The following is a 16,287-nucleotide window of genomic DNA, read 5'->3' as shown; positions in this document are numbered from 1 at the left end:
GCCGCCTACGTATTCCGACTGCCGGGAATGGATTGCTGGCGCCTCGCACATCTACCACACACGGCTTTTGCCTTGATATTAACGGCCAAGCGGAGTGTATCTGTAAAATGACGCCAATTTTTTCGCCCAGTCATGATACAAAATAATCTGGATGTTATGTTGTTTCTTTCCTTGGAGCGGGTGTAATGGGAACGCGAAAACCAGTTATTCTTCTTATTGCCGAGGCGGTAACGCTTGCGCATTTTGGGCGGATCGCGACGCTGGCAAAGGCGCTTGCTTCGTCTGCATATGAAATAGCTGTCGCGTCAGACCCTCGCTACATCGGTCTGGAACCCTCTTTGGAACGCGCATTCCATCCTATTCGATCGATCCCGTCCGCGGAGTTCGCGCGCGCCCTTGCTCAGGGTAAGCCGCTGTACAGCGTCGAGACGCTCACCCGGTATGTTGAAGACGACCTGACACTGCTCGACAAACTGAAACCCGATCTGGTCATAGGTGACTTCAGGCTATCGCTGGCCGTGAGTGCGCCGTTGCGGGAAATACCTTATGCCGCCGTAGTGAATGCTTACTGGAGTCCATTCGCGAGCACCCACTACCCTGTACCTGACCTGCCCATGACGCGAATTGTGGGCGTACGCCTGGCGCAAAAGCTGTTTGATACCGTCCGGCCCATAGCCTTCGCACAGCATGCGCGGCCTTTGAATCGAGTGCGCCGCAACTATGGGCTGCCGCCTCTCGGACCCGATCTCAGAAATGCGTACACTTGGGGCGATTACACATTATATGCCGACATCCCCGAAATGGTGCCGACCTGCAATCTGCCAGCCAACCATCAGTATCTCGGTCCTGTGCTTTGGTCAACCCATACTCGGTTGCCCGAGTGGTGGGATCAACTGCCCGACGGCAAGCCGGTGATTTTTATAACCCTGGGCAGTTCGGGGCAGGCGAGCCTCCTGCCCATGGCGCTCGAAGCCCTGTCACGGCTACCAGCCACGGTCATCGTTGCCACTGCTGGCAAAATTGCAATTGTCGATACGCCTGCCAATGCACACATTACCGATTACTTACCCATGGATATCGCAACCCGGCGCTCAAGATTGGTGATCAGCAACGGCGGCAGCCTGACCACTTATCAGGCACTAGCCATCGGCGTGCCGGTCATCGGCCTGTGTTCCAATATGGACCAGTTGTTGAACATGGGAGCGGTGGAACGTGCAGGAGCCGGCCTTACGCTGCGTGGTGCAGAGATATCTGCTGCCGATCTCTTTTCGGCAGCAGATGCCATACTGGGGGATTCTCGTTTTTATCAGGCGGCTAGCGGGCTCAGCCGATTGTTGCAGCAGTATGATGCGGGGCAGCGCTTACGGGAAATTGTAACGGAGATACTTGCTAAAAAGGGAAAGCAATCTTCATTGGATCAACTTGTGGGATAGCAGCAGAGCAGCTCACTTTTTTTATAACCAGGTTCAAGTAATGTCGAAAATATTACACCCGTCGCCGGGAGTACTTCCGGTCAGTGCGGACCGGCCGCAAATAGCCAATGCTGAATTAAAAAGGGCAAGGATCTGACCCCTTGCCCTTCAAAACAGCCAACAGCAAGCATTATGCAGGCCGGCGACGGCGGCCCGCGAAGCCCATGCCGAGCATTCCCAAACCTACCAGCGCCATTGTGGCTGGTTCTGAAATCTGATTGTGACTTACAAACTGGGATTCATTTGTGTCCAGCGTAAATTCGTAGCGGCCAGTGGGTAACGTATGGGTTATTACATTAAAAAAAGCGAAAGTATTAAGAGGCGAGAATGAGATATTATCGCCGGCCCTGACCGTTCCCACGGTTCCATTCAGATTTTCGGGATCAAAGAGTTCGATTCCCCCGATCGTGCCACCTGGCGCGTTGATAATGCCATCCGGAGCCCAGTTGAACACTTCTGTGTGTGGCGCTATACCGGCGACGTCAACGGCAGTGACGGTGAGGCTGTTGTCGAAGTTCGCTTCGGCCTTCGAACCGGGCCCCGAATTCAGGTCCAGAATCACCTGCGCGTATGGGTTCGCGAAAAATTGGAATGCCATCGTGGCGGGACCGTCCAGGTCGATTGTGAATGACGCCAGGGAGGACGATGAGCTGTTTTCCGCGCCCGAGTTGGCGAACCCGGTGAGCGGGATGTTACCCTCCGCAGCGTTCCGGACCGCGATCAGGGAAGTTGCCGTCTGTTCGCTAGGCGTATTGCCATCTCCCCAGGAGTAGGCCGTCGCAGTTTTGCCAAACGGTGTATAGCCGGCTTCAAAAGCACCTGGGCCCCCAGTCGGGCCGGCGTTCGTGACCGTCTCATCTGTTCTCAACGTTCCCTGGCTTGCGGCGGTAGCATTCGGCAGCGGACCAGACTTGACGTCTTCCGGATTATTCATTGGCGCCGGTGTTCCTGATGTGCTGGTTGCGGAAGAGGCAATGCCCGGCGTGACTGTACCACCCGTTACGCCGATCTGGCCATCTTGGAGAACGACAGAGGATAAGGCATAGGCACCGGCCTGGGCTTGCTCCGACAGGACCAAGCCCCCGGCCAGCAGGCTGGCCGACAGCGTAAGCAGCTTGAATTTCGTTTTCATAATTAATACTCCTGAGTTGGATAATCCTGCGAAACCGAAACCCGTCAAAAGCAAGACAGCTGCTCTAACTCGACAACTCGACAGCCTTGCTCCTGCTATTTTTGAAGCAATGTATATGCGAGTGTAATGTTAATCCTAATTAACAATAACTTACAATATGATGTGCAAAGTCAGGAGCAGGTATTCGTCTTGGCTGTAAAATAATTCGACACTTATTGCCTGCGATGCGCTACCGGACAGGAGCCCGTCGGTTGTGGTTGGAATGCTCAGGCAGCCCATTTTATTACCCTGCTGTTGCACCTAATTTGGGCGCCTTATAGCGTCATGTGGTCGGGAACAGCTGGTACTGGCAAACGCGTGGAGGAGAGGGCAAAAGAAACACCGTGGCCGTCTGCATGCACTGACGAAATCCCCAGCGAGGTAGGCCAAAAACTCAACAGGTGAATAATGTTGCGCCTGCGTAGGATTTATTAAGAGATTTTTTTGCAGAATCGGCTCTAGGGGGAGGCATGCTCGTCAATTGCAGATGGGCAAGGAAAGTACACTCAGCCGGGTCATCCCCTGGTGTGTGAGTAAACCGACATTTTGCTCGTATAACAGATTACCTTCTTATTTTATCTATACTTCGCTGCCCCGCTTGAGTAGTTTAGCTGGGACGCCACCCCAGACTTCGCCCTTTCCGATTCTGCTGCCCTTGGTTACCACTGCACCCGCCGAGACGATGGCGTCATCACAGATAGTTACCCCCGACATTACGACAGCGGTTGCGCCGATAGTCACATTGTCTCCGATATGAATTGCGGAAAGTGAAAGCCGTCTGTTTTCTATGGCATGGGAAAATAGCACCGCATCGTGGCCAATAATGCAGTTGTTACCGATATAAGTCAGCGGCGGATCGAGGATCGCGCCTGCGCTGTAAGTGTTGTGTCCCAGGCGTGCGCCAAGCGCAAGATAAACCAGACGAAGCAGCGGTTGGTATACTGCAAAGGCTTAAATTTACACCCAGAACAGGGCCGCGCACGTCAGCGCTATACCGCGGAAATCTCCTAGCAGTAGTGAGCCAAAAAGCAGTCAGCTAGTACCTAAGCCAAGCGCGAGGATCAATATAAGCAACATCAGGAAAGCAAGACATTGACTTGACGTAATCTGTCGCATATCGGCTAAACGACGTCATGATTGCTGAGAGGCGGGGAACCTAGGCCGAACAAAATGGAAAGTGTGAGCAACTACTGAGCCCAGTAGCAGCGTCCCTGAAGAAAGGGTGGATTGGCAGCAGTTGCGCCGAACGCATCGAGCGTTTCGTTAAGCCATTGCCGCGAAGGCTATTGTCGCAACGACGATTTGCCTCTGGCTTTACAGGCTACAGCCTGCACCACAGAATGCTCGCAAGCGTACGCCTAAAAAAATTACAAATAGATTCTGCACCTGTTCGATCCCGTGCAGAGATAATTAATACGTCCCGCTTATTGCTGTTCTGGTTTTACGCGAGAACCGATTCCGTAGAGAGTCACAGTAAAAGCTAAAACCCGGGGTGAAGTGCATATAAGAAAAGCGTTTTTGCTTAACCGTATAGAGCGGCAAAATCGAAAGCTGTTGCTCGGTTAATGTGATTAATCCTCTTGGCCACCTTTTTTTCCTCATGCTCAGGTAAAAAATAGGGGTAGAGCGATCTTTCCCGCGGTTCATGCGAACCTGCCAAGCAGGAAACCTGCGCATCCACGTAATCCAGTTCCAAATGCAGCAGCACAGCCGGGGCGTTGACCCGTCGACAGTTAGAGGTTTCGCCAAGCTGGCGAAACCCTAGCATACGCTTATAATACCCGGTATGACGCGGGTTAACCTCAATAAAGAAATCTGTCGCCCTGTGAATGATGCGCCCGCATATGTACGCGAGGTTGAACAGGGATGCTAGCAATTCCTTTGAGCTGAACTGAGGATCGATTGCGAGTTTTGATAATTCGCATACTTTTCTATCTTTTACCCGAAAGGTGCTGATTTTCTCTTTATAAAGTTCGTCAGCCAGCAGCCCATGTTCCGAATCGAGCCTTAGTGAGAGTGTGCCGACAAGGTCTTCCCCGTTGAACGCCTCCAAAGTGGTCTGACTGGGCGGTACCGCAGTATTCTCGGTATTGTAGCCACGCCATGAGTACATACGCTTAACGAGCGCGCTCACCTCACTACTTCGCCCCGGTGAATCTGCTAGGCGGATGCTGTAGTCCCCACGCCTCAAAACACACTGATCAAAGGCTTCATTCCGCAACCCCTCATTAGGTCGTACATGTGGCGCAGTCATTAACCTCAGCGAAGTGCGGTTTCCGCTCATTGCTGCGGATGAGAAGGAATGGGGTCTGTTCAAGCGACGAGCTTCATCATTATGTAATAGCATGGTATGTCCAGAGATTTAATCGGATTGACTCAAATTTGAAACGCGCAAGCTTGGCAGTATGGCCACAGCCTCTAGCCCGCTCCCTTTTCCAATAGATGGGCTGGTAAACGCAGCAGAAGAAATCAAGTTGAGCAATTTGCGGGTCAGGCGTAGGCGGTTGAGATTGCGGGGTACGTTTTTAGAACTCTTGCATAACGAAAATTTATTGGGATGAGCTTGGTTGCATTAGCATAAAGCACAATTCGTGCCAGTTTAATAATGTTTTATAATCAATCGGTAATAAAGGTCAGGAATACTTGGACTGTCGCCGAGCAAAGCCAAATATTTCCCCTTATATCGTAATATATTGAATACATGGGATTTTTCCTGTCGCTAGAAAGCGACAATTTTGGCGGCAATCATTGAGATCATTCGCGGCCGGTTGAACTTAAATCCGCCATTGGACGGAGCGGAGTGAGCGGTTTTTGGATAAGGGCAAGACGCAACGACGCAAAATGGTGCGACCGCGCAGGGCGGAGCAATGCCTTCGGAAGGAAGGTGTGACCCCGAAGGGGATGCGGGCGCCCTGAACACAGTCGCGGCATCCCTATGCTGCCCGATTCCCCCGTGGCACGGCCTCTCGTGAAACGCTCTGGGCGCCCCATCCCAAGGAGTTGTAACGCAGCCCGTGCCGTGAAAACTGTTCAACTCGTTCTGTTGCGAGCTCATCAGAAAGGTAAGGTTCGCGGGATACAACGGTTGTGGATAGATTGTAGCTTGAAGCGGATCTGCGGCTTCCCGAAGTGGAAATCGTTGCCAGACGAATCGAGCTTCTCGCGGGCACCCGGCTTCGCTGAAGCGAAGCTGACCGAACGCGTCCACGAAGCGTTGATCAAGGAGCATCTGGCCACTGTGTTGACGGGTTACATGGACCCGAATGGCACAGCCGTTGAGGTAAGTGAGAAGCCGGTGAAGACGCCGCTCGCTCATACACCGTTGCTAAACTGGTAGAACCGCTTGACCGAATACAAGCCAGTGGTTTTTCCGACCTTGTGCAGTTCCGGTCAGGCCGAACTTCCGCACATGGTTTTTACCGCCTTATCGCAGCTCCGCTCACGATTATTGTTGCCACAGGTGGCAGAATCGCATTTGCTCATGCAGCTGCCAACGTATTCATTGCAGATTACGTGCTCCTGGACATCGGTAGTCGTTGCTCTCTATTGGTGATCAGCAACGGCCGCAGCCTTACCACTCGTCAGGCACTTGCCTGACGGGCGCGTACCACTGGCGTTTCCCTATGCAAGTACACCGAAACGATTCGCAGGTTGTTTAATAAAAAAGGGCAAGGAGTTGAACCCCTTGCCCTTCAAAACTATTAGCTTGGAAGCAGTTATGCTTGCTTACGGCGTCGCGCGGTAAAACCCATGCCAGCTAGCCCCAGTCCTACCAGTGCGAGCGTGGCAGGTTCCGGAACACTACTGTTGCTTCCTGGAGCCAAAATCGTTCCCAAGGTTGCTCTGATGTCCGCGCTATTGACACCACCTCTCACGTCTGAAGCAATGACATAAGTTAAAGGATCAGCGAGCTGCGCTGCGGTACAGGTAGCAGGATTGCAAATACTGCTCGCAAATGATGGCAAACCGCCGAGAACTTGAGCAATTGTGTTCATCGCAGCGAATCCACCAGCAGAGGTTAAAAAGCCTTGATTGAGTGTCCCTGTAAGAATATGTTGGTTCGATTGGATGATCAACCCCTCCCCAGAGCCTGTGGGAGTTGTTACAGTCAGCCAGTCAACGCCCGGATGCGGTGAAATCAGCGTGCCATCCGTATTTGTCAGCGGACCCCCGTTTTCCGGCTGAAACAAAATATTACCCTGTTGGTCGGTAGCTGTAGTTGTACTAATGCCCGACTCATTAACAGCCGACGCCGGCAAGTTAAAGCCAGTATAGCCGGAACCAGGCGCGATATTGTCGGGGGTACCTAAGCTGAAGACCGCAATCGGCGTGTTAAGTAAATTTCCCGCAGCATTCGTTGCTCCCCACGACAAGGGATTATTTAAATTGAACGAATTCGCGTCGGAAATTGTGAAAAATGCCAAATTGCCGCTCGTGAATGTCGCGGTTGATACACCATTAACATCCGTTGCAGACGTACTTCCAAAAAGGGAAAAGACACCTACGAGCGGCAGACCGTTAAACGTTGCGGCCGCCCCCATACCGCCGTCCAGACTGTAAGAGCCAAGGAGGTTTGAGCCAACCACGTGAATCGTCCCACCCAGGTTAGGTGCATTAGTGGTAACGTTGTTGGTATAAGTTGCCCCGCGGCCTGTGATGCCATTTACATCAGTCACATTGTCGACTCTACCGCCGACGAAGTTTGTCGTAAAGGAGGAAAGGTCCGTGAAGAACGTTGCTGACGCTGGAGAACTACCGCAGGCCATAGCAACTGCAGCGCTTATCAAAATTTTTCTTAAATGCTTGTCCATTTTAAATTTCCTCTTCTTGTAAAGTAAAATCGAATTTTGCTACTGCCACAGTCGTTATAAAGCAATCTACGTGCCAGCCACGTTAAGAAAGTTATATGTCCTTGTTTAAATGGGACAAAGATTGATTTTTATTGCGAGAATCAAAAGGGCAACGAAAATTTTGATAACTAATGGGGCTTTATTGTAAGAAGTTTCGACAACTATCCCCGTTATCACTTATTCCTAAATTATTGCCACTGACTACTCATGGTAAAAGGTCATGTTCCGTCGCGGGAACGCGGACATATGGTCGCCTAACAGCGTCACGTCATTATAATGTCACAGTTGCTTCATTTATCGTATACCGATGAGCATCTTCCCCAATGCCTGCGCTATGGAGGTAATTCCTTTTCAGCAAAATTTCACGTTGTGGGAATTGCTATGACAAGGCGCCCATCGAAAGCTTCTGGGGAGTACTCAGAAACGAACTGGCGCATCACGGGATTTCAAACGGCATCGAGGCCATCCAATCTATTGCCGAATATATCGAGCTCTAGAAACGGCAGCGTAAGCAGGCGTGATCGGGTTATTTGTTTCCCGCTGCATTTAAACGCCAGTTCTACGTGAAAAAAGGTTGTGGCATGAGTCCATCGGCGCTCATCATTTACAACCTATCTCAAAATTATTAAAGGTGTTTCGGTGAATAAATTAAATAGTATCAAGAGTACCAATTGGGATGTCATTGTCATTGGGACAGGTGTTGGAGGTGCAACACTTGGCCATGCACTAGCTAAAGCGGGGAAAAGCGTTCTATTTTTAGAAAAAGGGCGAGTTCAACTTAAAGGGAACTGCGATTCGATATCGGGGAGATATGCAGAGGATTTTTTTGACACGGAGGCATCGCAACCGGAGAACAGTCATCGCGACATACTTCGAAGAGCTGGTCGTTATTGGGAAAAGATTCTAGAAGTTACTTCAGACCGTCCTTATGCTTTTTCTCCGTTTATCGGCGAGGGTGGCGGCGGATCAAGCGCACTGTATGGCATGGTGATGGAGAGATTCTTCTCGGAAGATTTTAACGTCAATTCTTACTTCAATGATGTGAAGGGTGCCAATTTACCTGAGGCCTGGCCGATCAGTTACGAGGATATCCGGCCGTACTACGTCTTGGCTGAACGGCTCTATCGGGTCAGAGGTGGCTTGGATCCCTTGCGAAAGCCCTTGCTGGATCCGCTGATAAATCCTCCTGCCTTAAGTAAGCCGAGTGGAGAGTTGTATGATTTTCTTGTAGCGAAAGGGCTACATCCGTACGTGATGCCTATGGCTTGCGAATATGTTCCGGGCTGTCAGGAGTGCATTGGGTACATTTGTCCAAAAAACTGCAAGAACGACAGTAGTCGCATCTGCATAAAACCCGCGCTAGAGGAATACTCCACCGAGCTATTAGAGCAATGCGAAGTCACTCATTTGGAAGCAACGACCGATCGCGTCACCAGGGTATGGTGCAAATATGGTCAGGAGACGCTCAGCCTCAGCGCCGATTTGATTATACTCGCCGCTGGTGCATTGCATACGCCAGCGATCCTGCTGAAATCGAAATCTCCAACTTGGCCCAACGGGCTTGCAAATCAATCGGGGATGGTCGGCAAGAACTTAATGCGCCATTATTTCGACCTTTATTGTGTTGACACCAAGGCTAAAGTTTCGGCTGCGACGCTGACAAAACAGATAGCGCTAAACGATGCTTATTTTGATGATGGACACAAACTGGGAACGCTACAGGCTGTAGGTAGGCTTCAGTCACCCGATGTGCTCGTTAAAGAGCTATGGCAGGAATTTGACCGGAAGGGCTACCCTATTATCGCCAGGTTAATCAGATCGGTGACGCCGCTCATAACTTACATTGTCAATAGAAATATCTCGCAACGACTCATTCTAACGGGAATTATGGAAGATATACCCTACGAGCATAACTTCGTCGGCGTTACTGGTTCTGAGAATGACATAAAAATCCATTATAAGATCAGTGAGTACGACAAAAAGAGAATTTCACTATTTCGAAAAAAAGTAAAAGAATTACTCCATCCGTATACATTTACTTTTGTTAAGAACGCCGAAAATAATGAAAGGCTGGCACATGCGTGCGGAACCTGTCGATTTGGTAATGATCCTGCGACAAGTGTTTTGAGCGCTGATAACCGTGCTCACGGTCTCGAAAATCTTTATGTTGTGGATGCCTCTTTTTTTCCGACGAGTACTGGTATCAACCCATCACTGACCCTCGCAGCAAATGCGCTTAGGGTTGCTGACCGCATCCTATTGTCCTCTGAACATTAATTCATGTACAGAATCTACCGACTGATTCGATGGTTTGATCTGTAATGGTTTAATTTGCACAGACACCTTGATAAGTGGATTATTCACTTATGGAGGAGTTTATGATAACCAAACGCAGAGTCCGCAGGCAATTTGACAGCAACTTCAAATTGGAAATTGTGCGCATGATAAAGGACCAGGGATTGCCCTGAGTGATGTTTGCGGCAGCATGAATCTGGGAGAGACGTTAGGCGCTCGGTGAAGCAATTCGAGGCTGAACTGAATGGGCAGGGGGCATTGGCAAGCCGCTCACGGTCGAGCAGGAGCTTACGGTCTGGCTATGGCCGTTACCGGGTTCATTTTGATGTGGAAAGCCGCCTTGCGTCCGGTATGGAAACGCAAGTTTATTCACACCACGGATAGCCGTGATGACTTGCCGGTAGCTGAGAACCTGTTGAATCGACAGTTCGAGACAGACGCACCGAATCAGGCCTGGGTATAGAATATTACCTATGTTTGAACGCGCCAAGGCTGGCTCTACCTTGCCGCAGTCATAGACCTGTTCTCGCGCAAGATCGTCAGCTAGGCAATAACACCAACGATGCCAATCGAACTGGTAGCCGCTGCGCTAGGCATGGCAGTGCAACAGCGCGAGCCCGCGCCGGGATTGCTGCTGCATATGGATCGCGGCAGTCAATATGCTGGCTTGAGTACCAGGCATTACTGGATCAACATGGAATTCGCTGCAGCATGAGCCGGAAAGGGGAATTGCTGGGACAATGCCGTGATGGAACGCTTCTTTCTGAATTTGAAGATGGAGCGTGGATGGCAACGTGACTATGCCAATCACGGCGAAGGTCAACGCGATATTACCGAATACATCGTTGGCTTCTATAACAACGTTCGATTGCACTCAAACTGGGTTATCTGCAACCCCACCGCCTATGAACGAAAAATGGCAGCAATACCACCTATCTCGGTGTCTGAAATTACTTGACCACTACAATAGGCGGTCTTATACCAAACGAATTGAGTCTGTTTTGGTTATAGACAGCAGCTCTTTTCGTTGATAGAAGTAGGAAGCAGGTGGGGCTTTCGCTAATCTCGCTACCGCGCCCCACATTGCGATTACCAAATCATCAGTCCATGCACAGTTGTCACAATTGATTCAATAACGTGTGAGCTTGCTCCCGTTGTGTGAATTCTTGGCCGGTAGTAAGCAATTTCTCTAGTTGTGTACGTGCCTTGGTCTTCTCCCCCATCTTGGCTAACGCCACTGCGTAATGATAGCCGATCTCCAAGTTGTTCGGCGCTGCGGCTGCGGCTCTTTGCAACAACTCAACACCACCGGCAGTTTCTCCCTGTTCCAGAAGGATCCATCCCAAGGTATCTACGACGGTAGGTGAGTCGGGATTGAGCTTATAGGCTTTCTCAGCAGCAGCCCGTGCTCGCGGGTTTTTTTCCTGCTGGTATAGTCCGGCAAGATTATTTAACACAAGAACATTATCTGGGGATTTCTGTAAAATAAGTTGATACTGCTCAATCGCTTGCTTGTTGCGGCCCGCTTTCAGGTAGGTTTGCGCCAGATAATCCCGTGCGCCGAGGTCGTCCTGCTGCCCTTTCAGCCACCGTAGTAACCCCGCATCAGCTTTTTTTTCATCGCCAGCAAGAGTCCACGCCTTGTGTGCCTCAATCGCAAGTGAGCCGCTGCTTTCAATCGCAAATGCTTTCTCATAAACCCTTGCCGCCTCCGCATATTTATTTTGTGCCAATAGAATCCTGCCTTCAAGCACGAGTCCCATCGGAGATTTAGGAGATTGCTTCTGGATTCCCTGCGCGATTTTTAGTGCTTCTGCGTGCTTGCCGGCGTTAAATTCCAGCCAGATTAGCGCTGTTTGCGCTGGTAAATAGTCGGGCTTGAGAGTCAGCGCTTTGTTAAGCGAGGATCTGACGGCGTCAGCGTCCTCCAGAGCACCCTGAACCGAGGCGAGCTTGTAATACGCAAGCGGAGACTTTGGTGCCATGACAGTTAGTTGGGTATAGGTGGCCAGCGCCTTATCCTTTTCACCATTGGCCCACTGAGCCGTACCCAACAGGTCAAGAGCGTGAGGGTTATTGGGGTTTGCGCGTACCGCTTCCTGCGCAAGTGCTAAAGCTCTGCCCGGCTGCTTTTGTTCCATGTAGTATTGAGCCAAAAGTACGCTGGGTTGGAGGGCCGATGAATCAGCCTTGACCGCCTGCTCGAGCCAGGAACCCCTCTCTTTTTCATTGACCGCCAGTTTCGCCAGAGCCAGCATTGACTCAACATGCTTCTTATCTGTTGCAAGGATGGCTTCGAAGCGCTTGCGGGCAGCAGGTAGATTCTTGTCCTGCAGATCCAATTGCGCTAGGTTAATCAATGCGGCCTTATAGTTAGGGAGTATTGCCAGCGCCTGCTCAAAACTCCTGCGGGCATTGACCACATCTTTCTTACCTGCATAGACCGCCCCACGGAAATTGTAGATAATGGGATCATTCGGCAGTTTTTTTTCCAGTTTCGTGATAGCTGCAAGCGCCTTATCATATTCCCGCTTGTCTAGATGGCTTAAGATCAACAGCGTATCCGCAGCGCTTTGACCCGCATTGTCTGTGGCTGCGGACTCCAATTCCGCCATAGCGCGGTCCGAGTCGCCGGTGGCCATAAGACTCATGCCCAGCGCGGTGCGCAGTTGGGTATTTTTTGGATCGAATGCAGTGGCTCTTTGAAGATAATCACGCGCTTTCGCGGGTTCGCCCGCCTGAAGTGACGCTTGGCTTGCCATCACCCAGACGCTCAGATCTTGGTCTTCCGCTATGAGCAGGGGTTTTAAGATGACCAATGCGCGATCGGGTTGTCCTGTTTTCATCAACGTGGTGGCGAGGCCTTTGCGTGCATACACGTTATCGGGAAGCCGGTCCAAGACCTTTGTAAGGTTCTGAATGGCTTGCTGAAAACTGCCGAGCTCATGGAATACCAAGCCAGAAAGCAGGAGGCTCGGCATATCATCGGGTGCATCCTTCAATACTATCAGTAGGTTATCTCTTGCTGCAACATAACTGGCCTTCCGAAAATCCAGTAGAGCTTGCAGGTATATGATTCTGAGGTTATTTGGCGCCACCTTGCGCGCTACGCTAATCTCCGCCTGCGCGGTATCGTATCTGCCCGTTGACAGGTGTAGAAAAACCAAGTTCTGGTGAGCTTCGATGTGATCCGGGGAGATCCCGAGTACGGTGGAGTACGCCTCTTCTGCCGTTTTTGGATCATTTTCCGCTTGCGCCACTTTAGCAAGCCACATCCAAGTGCTGGTGTTCCGGGCATCAAGTTTAAGCGCCTGCTCAAGTAGCACCTTGGCGTGTTCAAAATCCTTCGTGATGGCGGCGCATCTGGCAAGTCCCCAATAGGTAGGGATATATGTTGAATCGGTCTGTGCGGACTGCTTGAACAGATCGCACCCCTCATTCGGATGGCCCAAGCCAAACTGGGCCTCGGCGTGAAGTTGCTGTATTTTTGCGATGTCCTTGAGAGATGTTTTTGATCCGGGATTGACTTCATTAAGGACACGTGCGTAGCTTTCTTGCAAAAGTAGCGCCTGCCCCAGCATTATCTTAATTAGGTCCTCGTCGATTCCGAGTTTATGTGCTCGCAGCAGTTCTTTTTCAGCGTTCGCCCCCTCACGCACCTTGATATATATCTCACCTAGAAGCAGCCGTGCCTCACCACTATCACTTTGCTGCAATGCGTTCTTAAGTTCGATGATACTTGCGCGTAACTGACCTTTGTCCCGGAAGTCCTTCGCCTTTTGGATATACTGGTCGGAAGTTGAACTTCTCGAATCGCACCCAGAGACAACAGGTAACACGATCATCGCCACCAACAACACGGCTTGGCGCAGCTTTCCAAGCAAATATGAATGCATTATCCTTTTCTTCATCATTGAGCCTTTAGCTTCATTATATTTGCCGACTTGCAATATTTAAATGTCTTGCGTATCGTTCAAGCGAACATGCGGATCTTGTTGCCAAGAGTAAAGCGCTTAAATTTTATAAACCTGCATTGAGTTACGGCGAGTTTGCTAATACTTGGAAACAGCCTACTGCATCTGCTTCAGCAAGCTTCTGGCCTCATCGATACCAGCGAAATTCTTTCCCGTGCCTAGCAGTTGTTCGAGTTCCTTGCGGGCACCTGCCTTGTTGCCCGATTTGCCAAGCCCGACCGCAAGATGGTAACGAAATTCCGTCGACTCGGGCACGAGGGATGTCGCTTTCTCCAGAAATGGCAGGCCTCGTGCAATATTGCCTTGCTCCACCAGCACCCATCCCAGCGTATCCAGTACAGTCGGATCGCTGGCGGTCACCCGATAGGCCTTCTCCGCGTATTCCAGGGCGCGCGGATCTTTTTCCTGCTGGTAGAGCCAGGCCAGATTATTTAGTGCGGGCATAAAATCAGGGGCTTGCTTCAGAATGACTTGAAACTGCTCGATGGCGGCTGTATTCTGCCGCTCCGCCATATAGATTTCGGCAAGATACATGCGGGTAGCTGCGTCGGCAGGGTGTTGCTTTAGCCATTCGGTCAGCCTGGAAGTTGCCTCTTTCCCTTTTCCGGCCTCGCGCAGCGATGCATGCAACTTCGTCAACAACGATCCACTTTTACTGAGAGCAAACGCCTGCTCATACGCCCTCGCAGCAGCGGCGGGCTCTTTTTGCGTCATCAGCAGATCGCCTTCCAGAATATAACCCACAGGCAATTTTCCCTGCTGTTTCTGGATCTGCCTGGCGATAGCGAGAGCTTGCTCATGATTTCCTTTGCGTACCTCTAACGCAGTTTGCGCCAATTGAGCATCCACATAATCCGGCTTGATCGCCAGCGCTTTTTTCAAGGCTTCTGATGCCGCCGACGGGTTCTCCATCGCCGCATAAATCGAGGCAATACGCAATTGAGCGCGCGCATATTCAGGTCGCATGGCGGCAAGTTTCTTGTAGCTTTCCAGCGCAGCCGCTTTGTTCTCACCGGCGAGCTGGGCTTGCGCCAGAAGTTCCAGAACCCCTGGATCGGTGGGGTTGCTGCTTTGCAGCTTTTGCGCAAGAGTCAGAGACTTCTGTTTTTCCCCCGAACGAAGATAATGCTCCGCCAGAAGCATGGCTGCCTGCTGTGATTCCGGATTCTCCTGACTGGCCCGTTCCAGCCATGCGGTGGCCTCCTTGTTCTGTTGTTGGCTGAGAGCGAGGCGCGCCAGCGCGGTCATGGCCTGAATGTTCTTCTTGTCTTTTTCCAAAATCGCTTCAAAGCGCTTTTTGGCGGCATCCGGTTTTTTTTCCAGCAAATCAAGTTGAGCCAGATTAGCCACAGCGGGAAAGTAAGCTGGCTGGAGAGAAAGCGCCCTCTCAAAGCTGGCGCGTGCGTTTGCGACATCGTTTTTGCCCATGTAGATGCCACCTTTCAAATTTTGAACAAGCGGATTGTCTGGATTTTCCTTTTCAACGGTTTTCGCGGCGACGAGCGCCTTGTCGAATTCCCTGAGACGAAGGTGGGTCATGACCAGCAGGATGCCTGTCTGCGACGATTTAGGGTCGAGTTTCGCCGCTGTTTCCAACTCGGCCACTGCGCGACCGTTCTCACCCTGACCCAGTTTGCTCATGCTGAGCGCGGTGTGGAGTAGCGCATTTTTTGGGGCGAGCTGACTGGCTTTTTCAAAATTTTCCGTGGCTTTAACGAAATCTTTGGATTGCATATAGGCTTCGCCTGCCAGAGCAAACAATTGGGGATCCTGTTGCCCGCTTTTTAGGGCCGGTGTCAATACGTCGATTACCCGCTGAGGCTGGTGGCTTTTCAAGAGACTGGAAGCCAACAACTTGCGTGCGTAAAGGTTTTGCGGGTCCTTCTTTAGATATTGTTTCAGATGTTGCTCGGCTTGTGGCGCAGACCCCAAAGCGATTTGGACTGCCCCAGCAAGCAATAGGCTGGGCATGTGGTCCGGTGCTTTACTTAATATTTGCTGCAGAGAGTCCAAGGCGGCGCCGTATTTACCCTCGTTGAAATCCAGGAGCGCCTGGGTATAGAAAACCATAAGGCTGCCGGGCGCCACCGCGCGAGCTGCGTCGATATTCGATTTCGCAACGTCGAATTTCCTGGCGCCAATTTCCAAAAGTGCTTTATCAAGGTAGGCGGTGGGGCTGTCTGGTTTTAGCTTGGTAACCTGATCATAGGCGGCTAGCGCTAAATCAACTTTCCCCTGTACGCGCAGCAGGTTACCTTTATAAAGCCAAGCATCGGGGTTGCCCGGGTTTTTGGCTACGGCTTGCTCCGCGAATTGATTTGTTGCTTCGAGATCCTGATTCGCCAATGCGCATTTTGATAAGCCGATCAGCGCATCGGAAAAATCAGGTTTGCCCTTGAGCGCGCCTTCGAACAACTCCTTGGCCGAATTGCGCCGAATTAAATGTAACCGAAAGGTATTCTGAGAAATAACGTTGCGCCATATTGAAGGTTACCGAAAAGGAGACCTTGATATGGTAAAGAGTG

9 protein-coding genes and 1 pseudogene are annotated in these 16,287 nt (G+C 51.0%); 4 read left to right on the top strand and 6 right to left on the bottom strand.

The window, feature by feature from the left end:
• Positions 1-185: 185 nt before the first annotated feature.
• A complete protein-coding gene (locus BLS94_RS09520; protein WP_090960207.1) occupies positions 186-1,433 on the top strand; it encodes a nucleotide disphospho-sugar-binding domain-containing protein in 1,248 nt (415 codons plus the stop codon).
• 169 nt (positions 1,434-1,602) lie between these two features.
• Here the strand turns inward: BLS94_RS09520 and BLS94_RS09515 are convergent, their stop codons facing one another.
• From BLS94_RS09515 to BLS94_RS09505, 3 genes are all read right to left on the bottom strand, one after another.
• Positions 1,603-2,604, bottom strand: a complete 1,002-nt coding sequence (locus tag BLS94_RS09515) for a PEP-CTERM sorting domain-containing protein (RefSeq protein WP_090960204.1) — start codon at positions 2,602-2,604, stop codon at positions 1,603-1,605.
• A 618-nt stretch (positions 2,605-3,222) separates the two neighbouring features.
• Entirely contained in the window at positions 3,223-3,450 is a 228-nt protein-coding gene (locus tag BLS94_RS15290; RefSeq protein ID WP_256325369.1) for an acyltransferase, read from the bottom strand.
• A gap of 715 nt (positions 3,451-4,165) precedes the next feature.
• Positions 4,166-4,864, bottom strand: a complete 699-nt coding sequence (locus BLS94_RS09505; protein ID WP_218124784.1) for an N-acyl amino acid synthase FeeM domain-containing protein — start codon at positions 4,862-4,864, stop codon at positions 4,166-4,168.
• A 798-nt stretch (positions 4,865-5,662) separates the two neighbouring features.
• On the opposite strand from BLS94_RS09505, the gene BLS94_RS09500 reads away from it, so the two are divergent.
• The gene (locus tag BLS94_RS09500; protein ID WP_143021680.1) at positions 5,663-5,980 is read left to right on the top strand and encodes a hypothetical protein; all 318 of its coding nucleotides are present in this window, start codon (positions 5,663-5,665) and stop codon (positions 5,978-5,980) included.
• A 379-nt stretch (positions 5,981-6,359) separates the two neighbouring features.
• Here BLS94_RS09500 and BLS94_RS15285 read toward each other — a convergent pair whose 3' ends face one another.
• Positions 6,360-7,454 (bottom strand): PEP-CTERM sorting domain-containing protein, encoded by a 1,095-nt coding sequence (locus BLS94_RS15285; protein WP_090960198.1) that lies wholly within the window; start codon positions 7,452-7,454, stop codon positions 6,360-6,362.
• A gap of 678 nt (positions 7,455-8,132) precedes the next feature.
• On the opposite strand from BLS94_RS15285, the gene BLS94_RS09490 reads away from it, so the two are divergent.
• A complete protein-coding gene (locus BLS94_RS09490; RefSeq protein WP_090960195.1) occupies positions 8,133-9,770 on the top strand; it encodes a GMC oxidoreductase in 1,638 nt (545 codons plus the stop codon).
• A 340-nt stretch (positions 9,771-10,110) separates the two neighbouring features.
• A pseudogene (locus tag BLS94_RS15280) lies at positions 10,111-10,746 on the top strand (IS3 family transposase); the annotation flags it as partial.
• A gap of 160 nt (positions 10,747-10,906) precedes the next feature.
• Here BLS94_RS15280 and prsT (BLS94_RS09475) read toward each other — a convergent pair.
• On the bottom strand, positions 10,907-13,702 hold the full coding sequence (prsT, locus tag BLS94_RS09475; RefSeq protein WP_090960188.1) for an XrtA/PEP-CTERM system TPR-repeat protein PrsT: 2,796 nt from the start codon (positions 13,700-13,702) through the stop codon (positions 10,907-10,909).
• Between the two features lie 156 nt (positions 13,703-13,858).
• On the bottom strand, positions 13,859-16,201 hold the full coding sequence (gene prsT / locus BLS94_RS09470) for an XrtA/PEP-CTERM system TPR-repeat protein PrsT (protein ID WP_256325373.1): 2,343 nt from the start codon (positions 16,199-16,201) through the stop codon (positions 13,859-13,861).
• Positions 16,202-16,287: the final 86 nt, after the last annotated feature.

The sequence above is a fragment of the Nitrosospira sp. Nsp18 genome (assembly GCF_900103145.1).
GTDB lineage: Bacteria > Pseudomonadota > Gammaproteobacteria > Burkholderiales > Nitrosomonadaceae > Nitrosospira.
This window is presented reverse-complemented; position numbering and strand designations above follow the sequence as displayed.

Bases quoted from the DNA above. Each gene is read 5' to 3' on its own strand.
- BLS94_RS15285 (WP_090960198.1), bottom strand. From the start codon at position 7,454: ATGGACAAGCATTTAAGAAAAATTTTGATAAGCGCTGCAGTTGCTATG.
- BLS94_RS09515 (WP_090960204.1), bottom strand. From the start codon at position 2,604: ATGAAAACGAAATTCAAGCTGCTTACGCTGTCGGCCAGCCTGCTGGCC.
- prsT (WP_090960188.1), bottom strand. From the start codon at position 13,702: ATGATGAAGAAAAGGATAATGCATTCATATTTGCTTGGAAAGCTGCGC.
- BLS94_RS09520 (WP_090960207.1), top strand. From the start codon at position 186: ATGGGAACGCGAAAACCAGTTATTCTTCTTATTGCCGAGGCGGTAACG.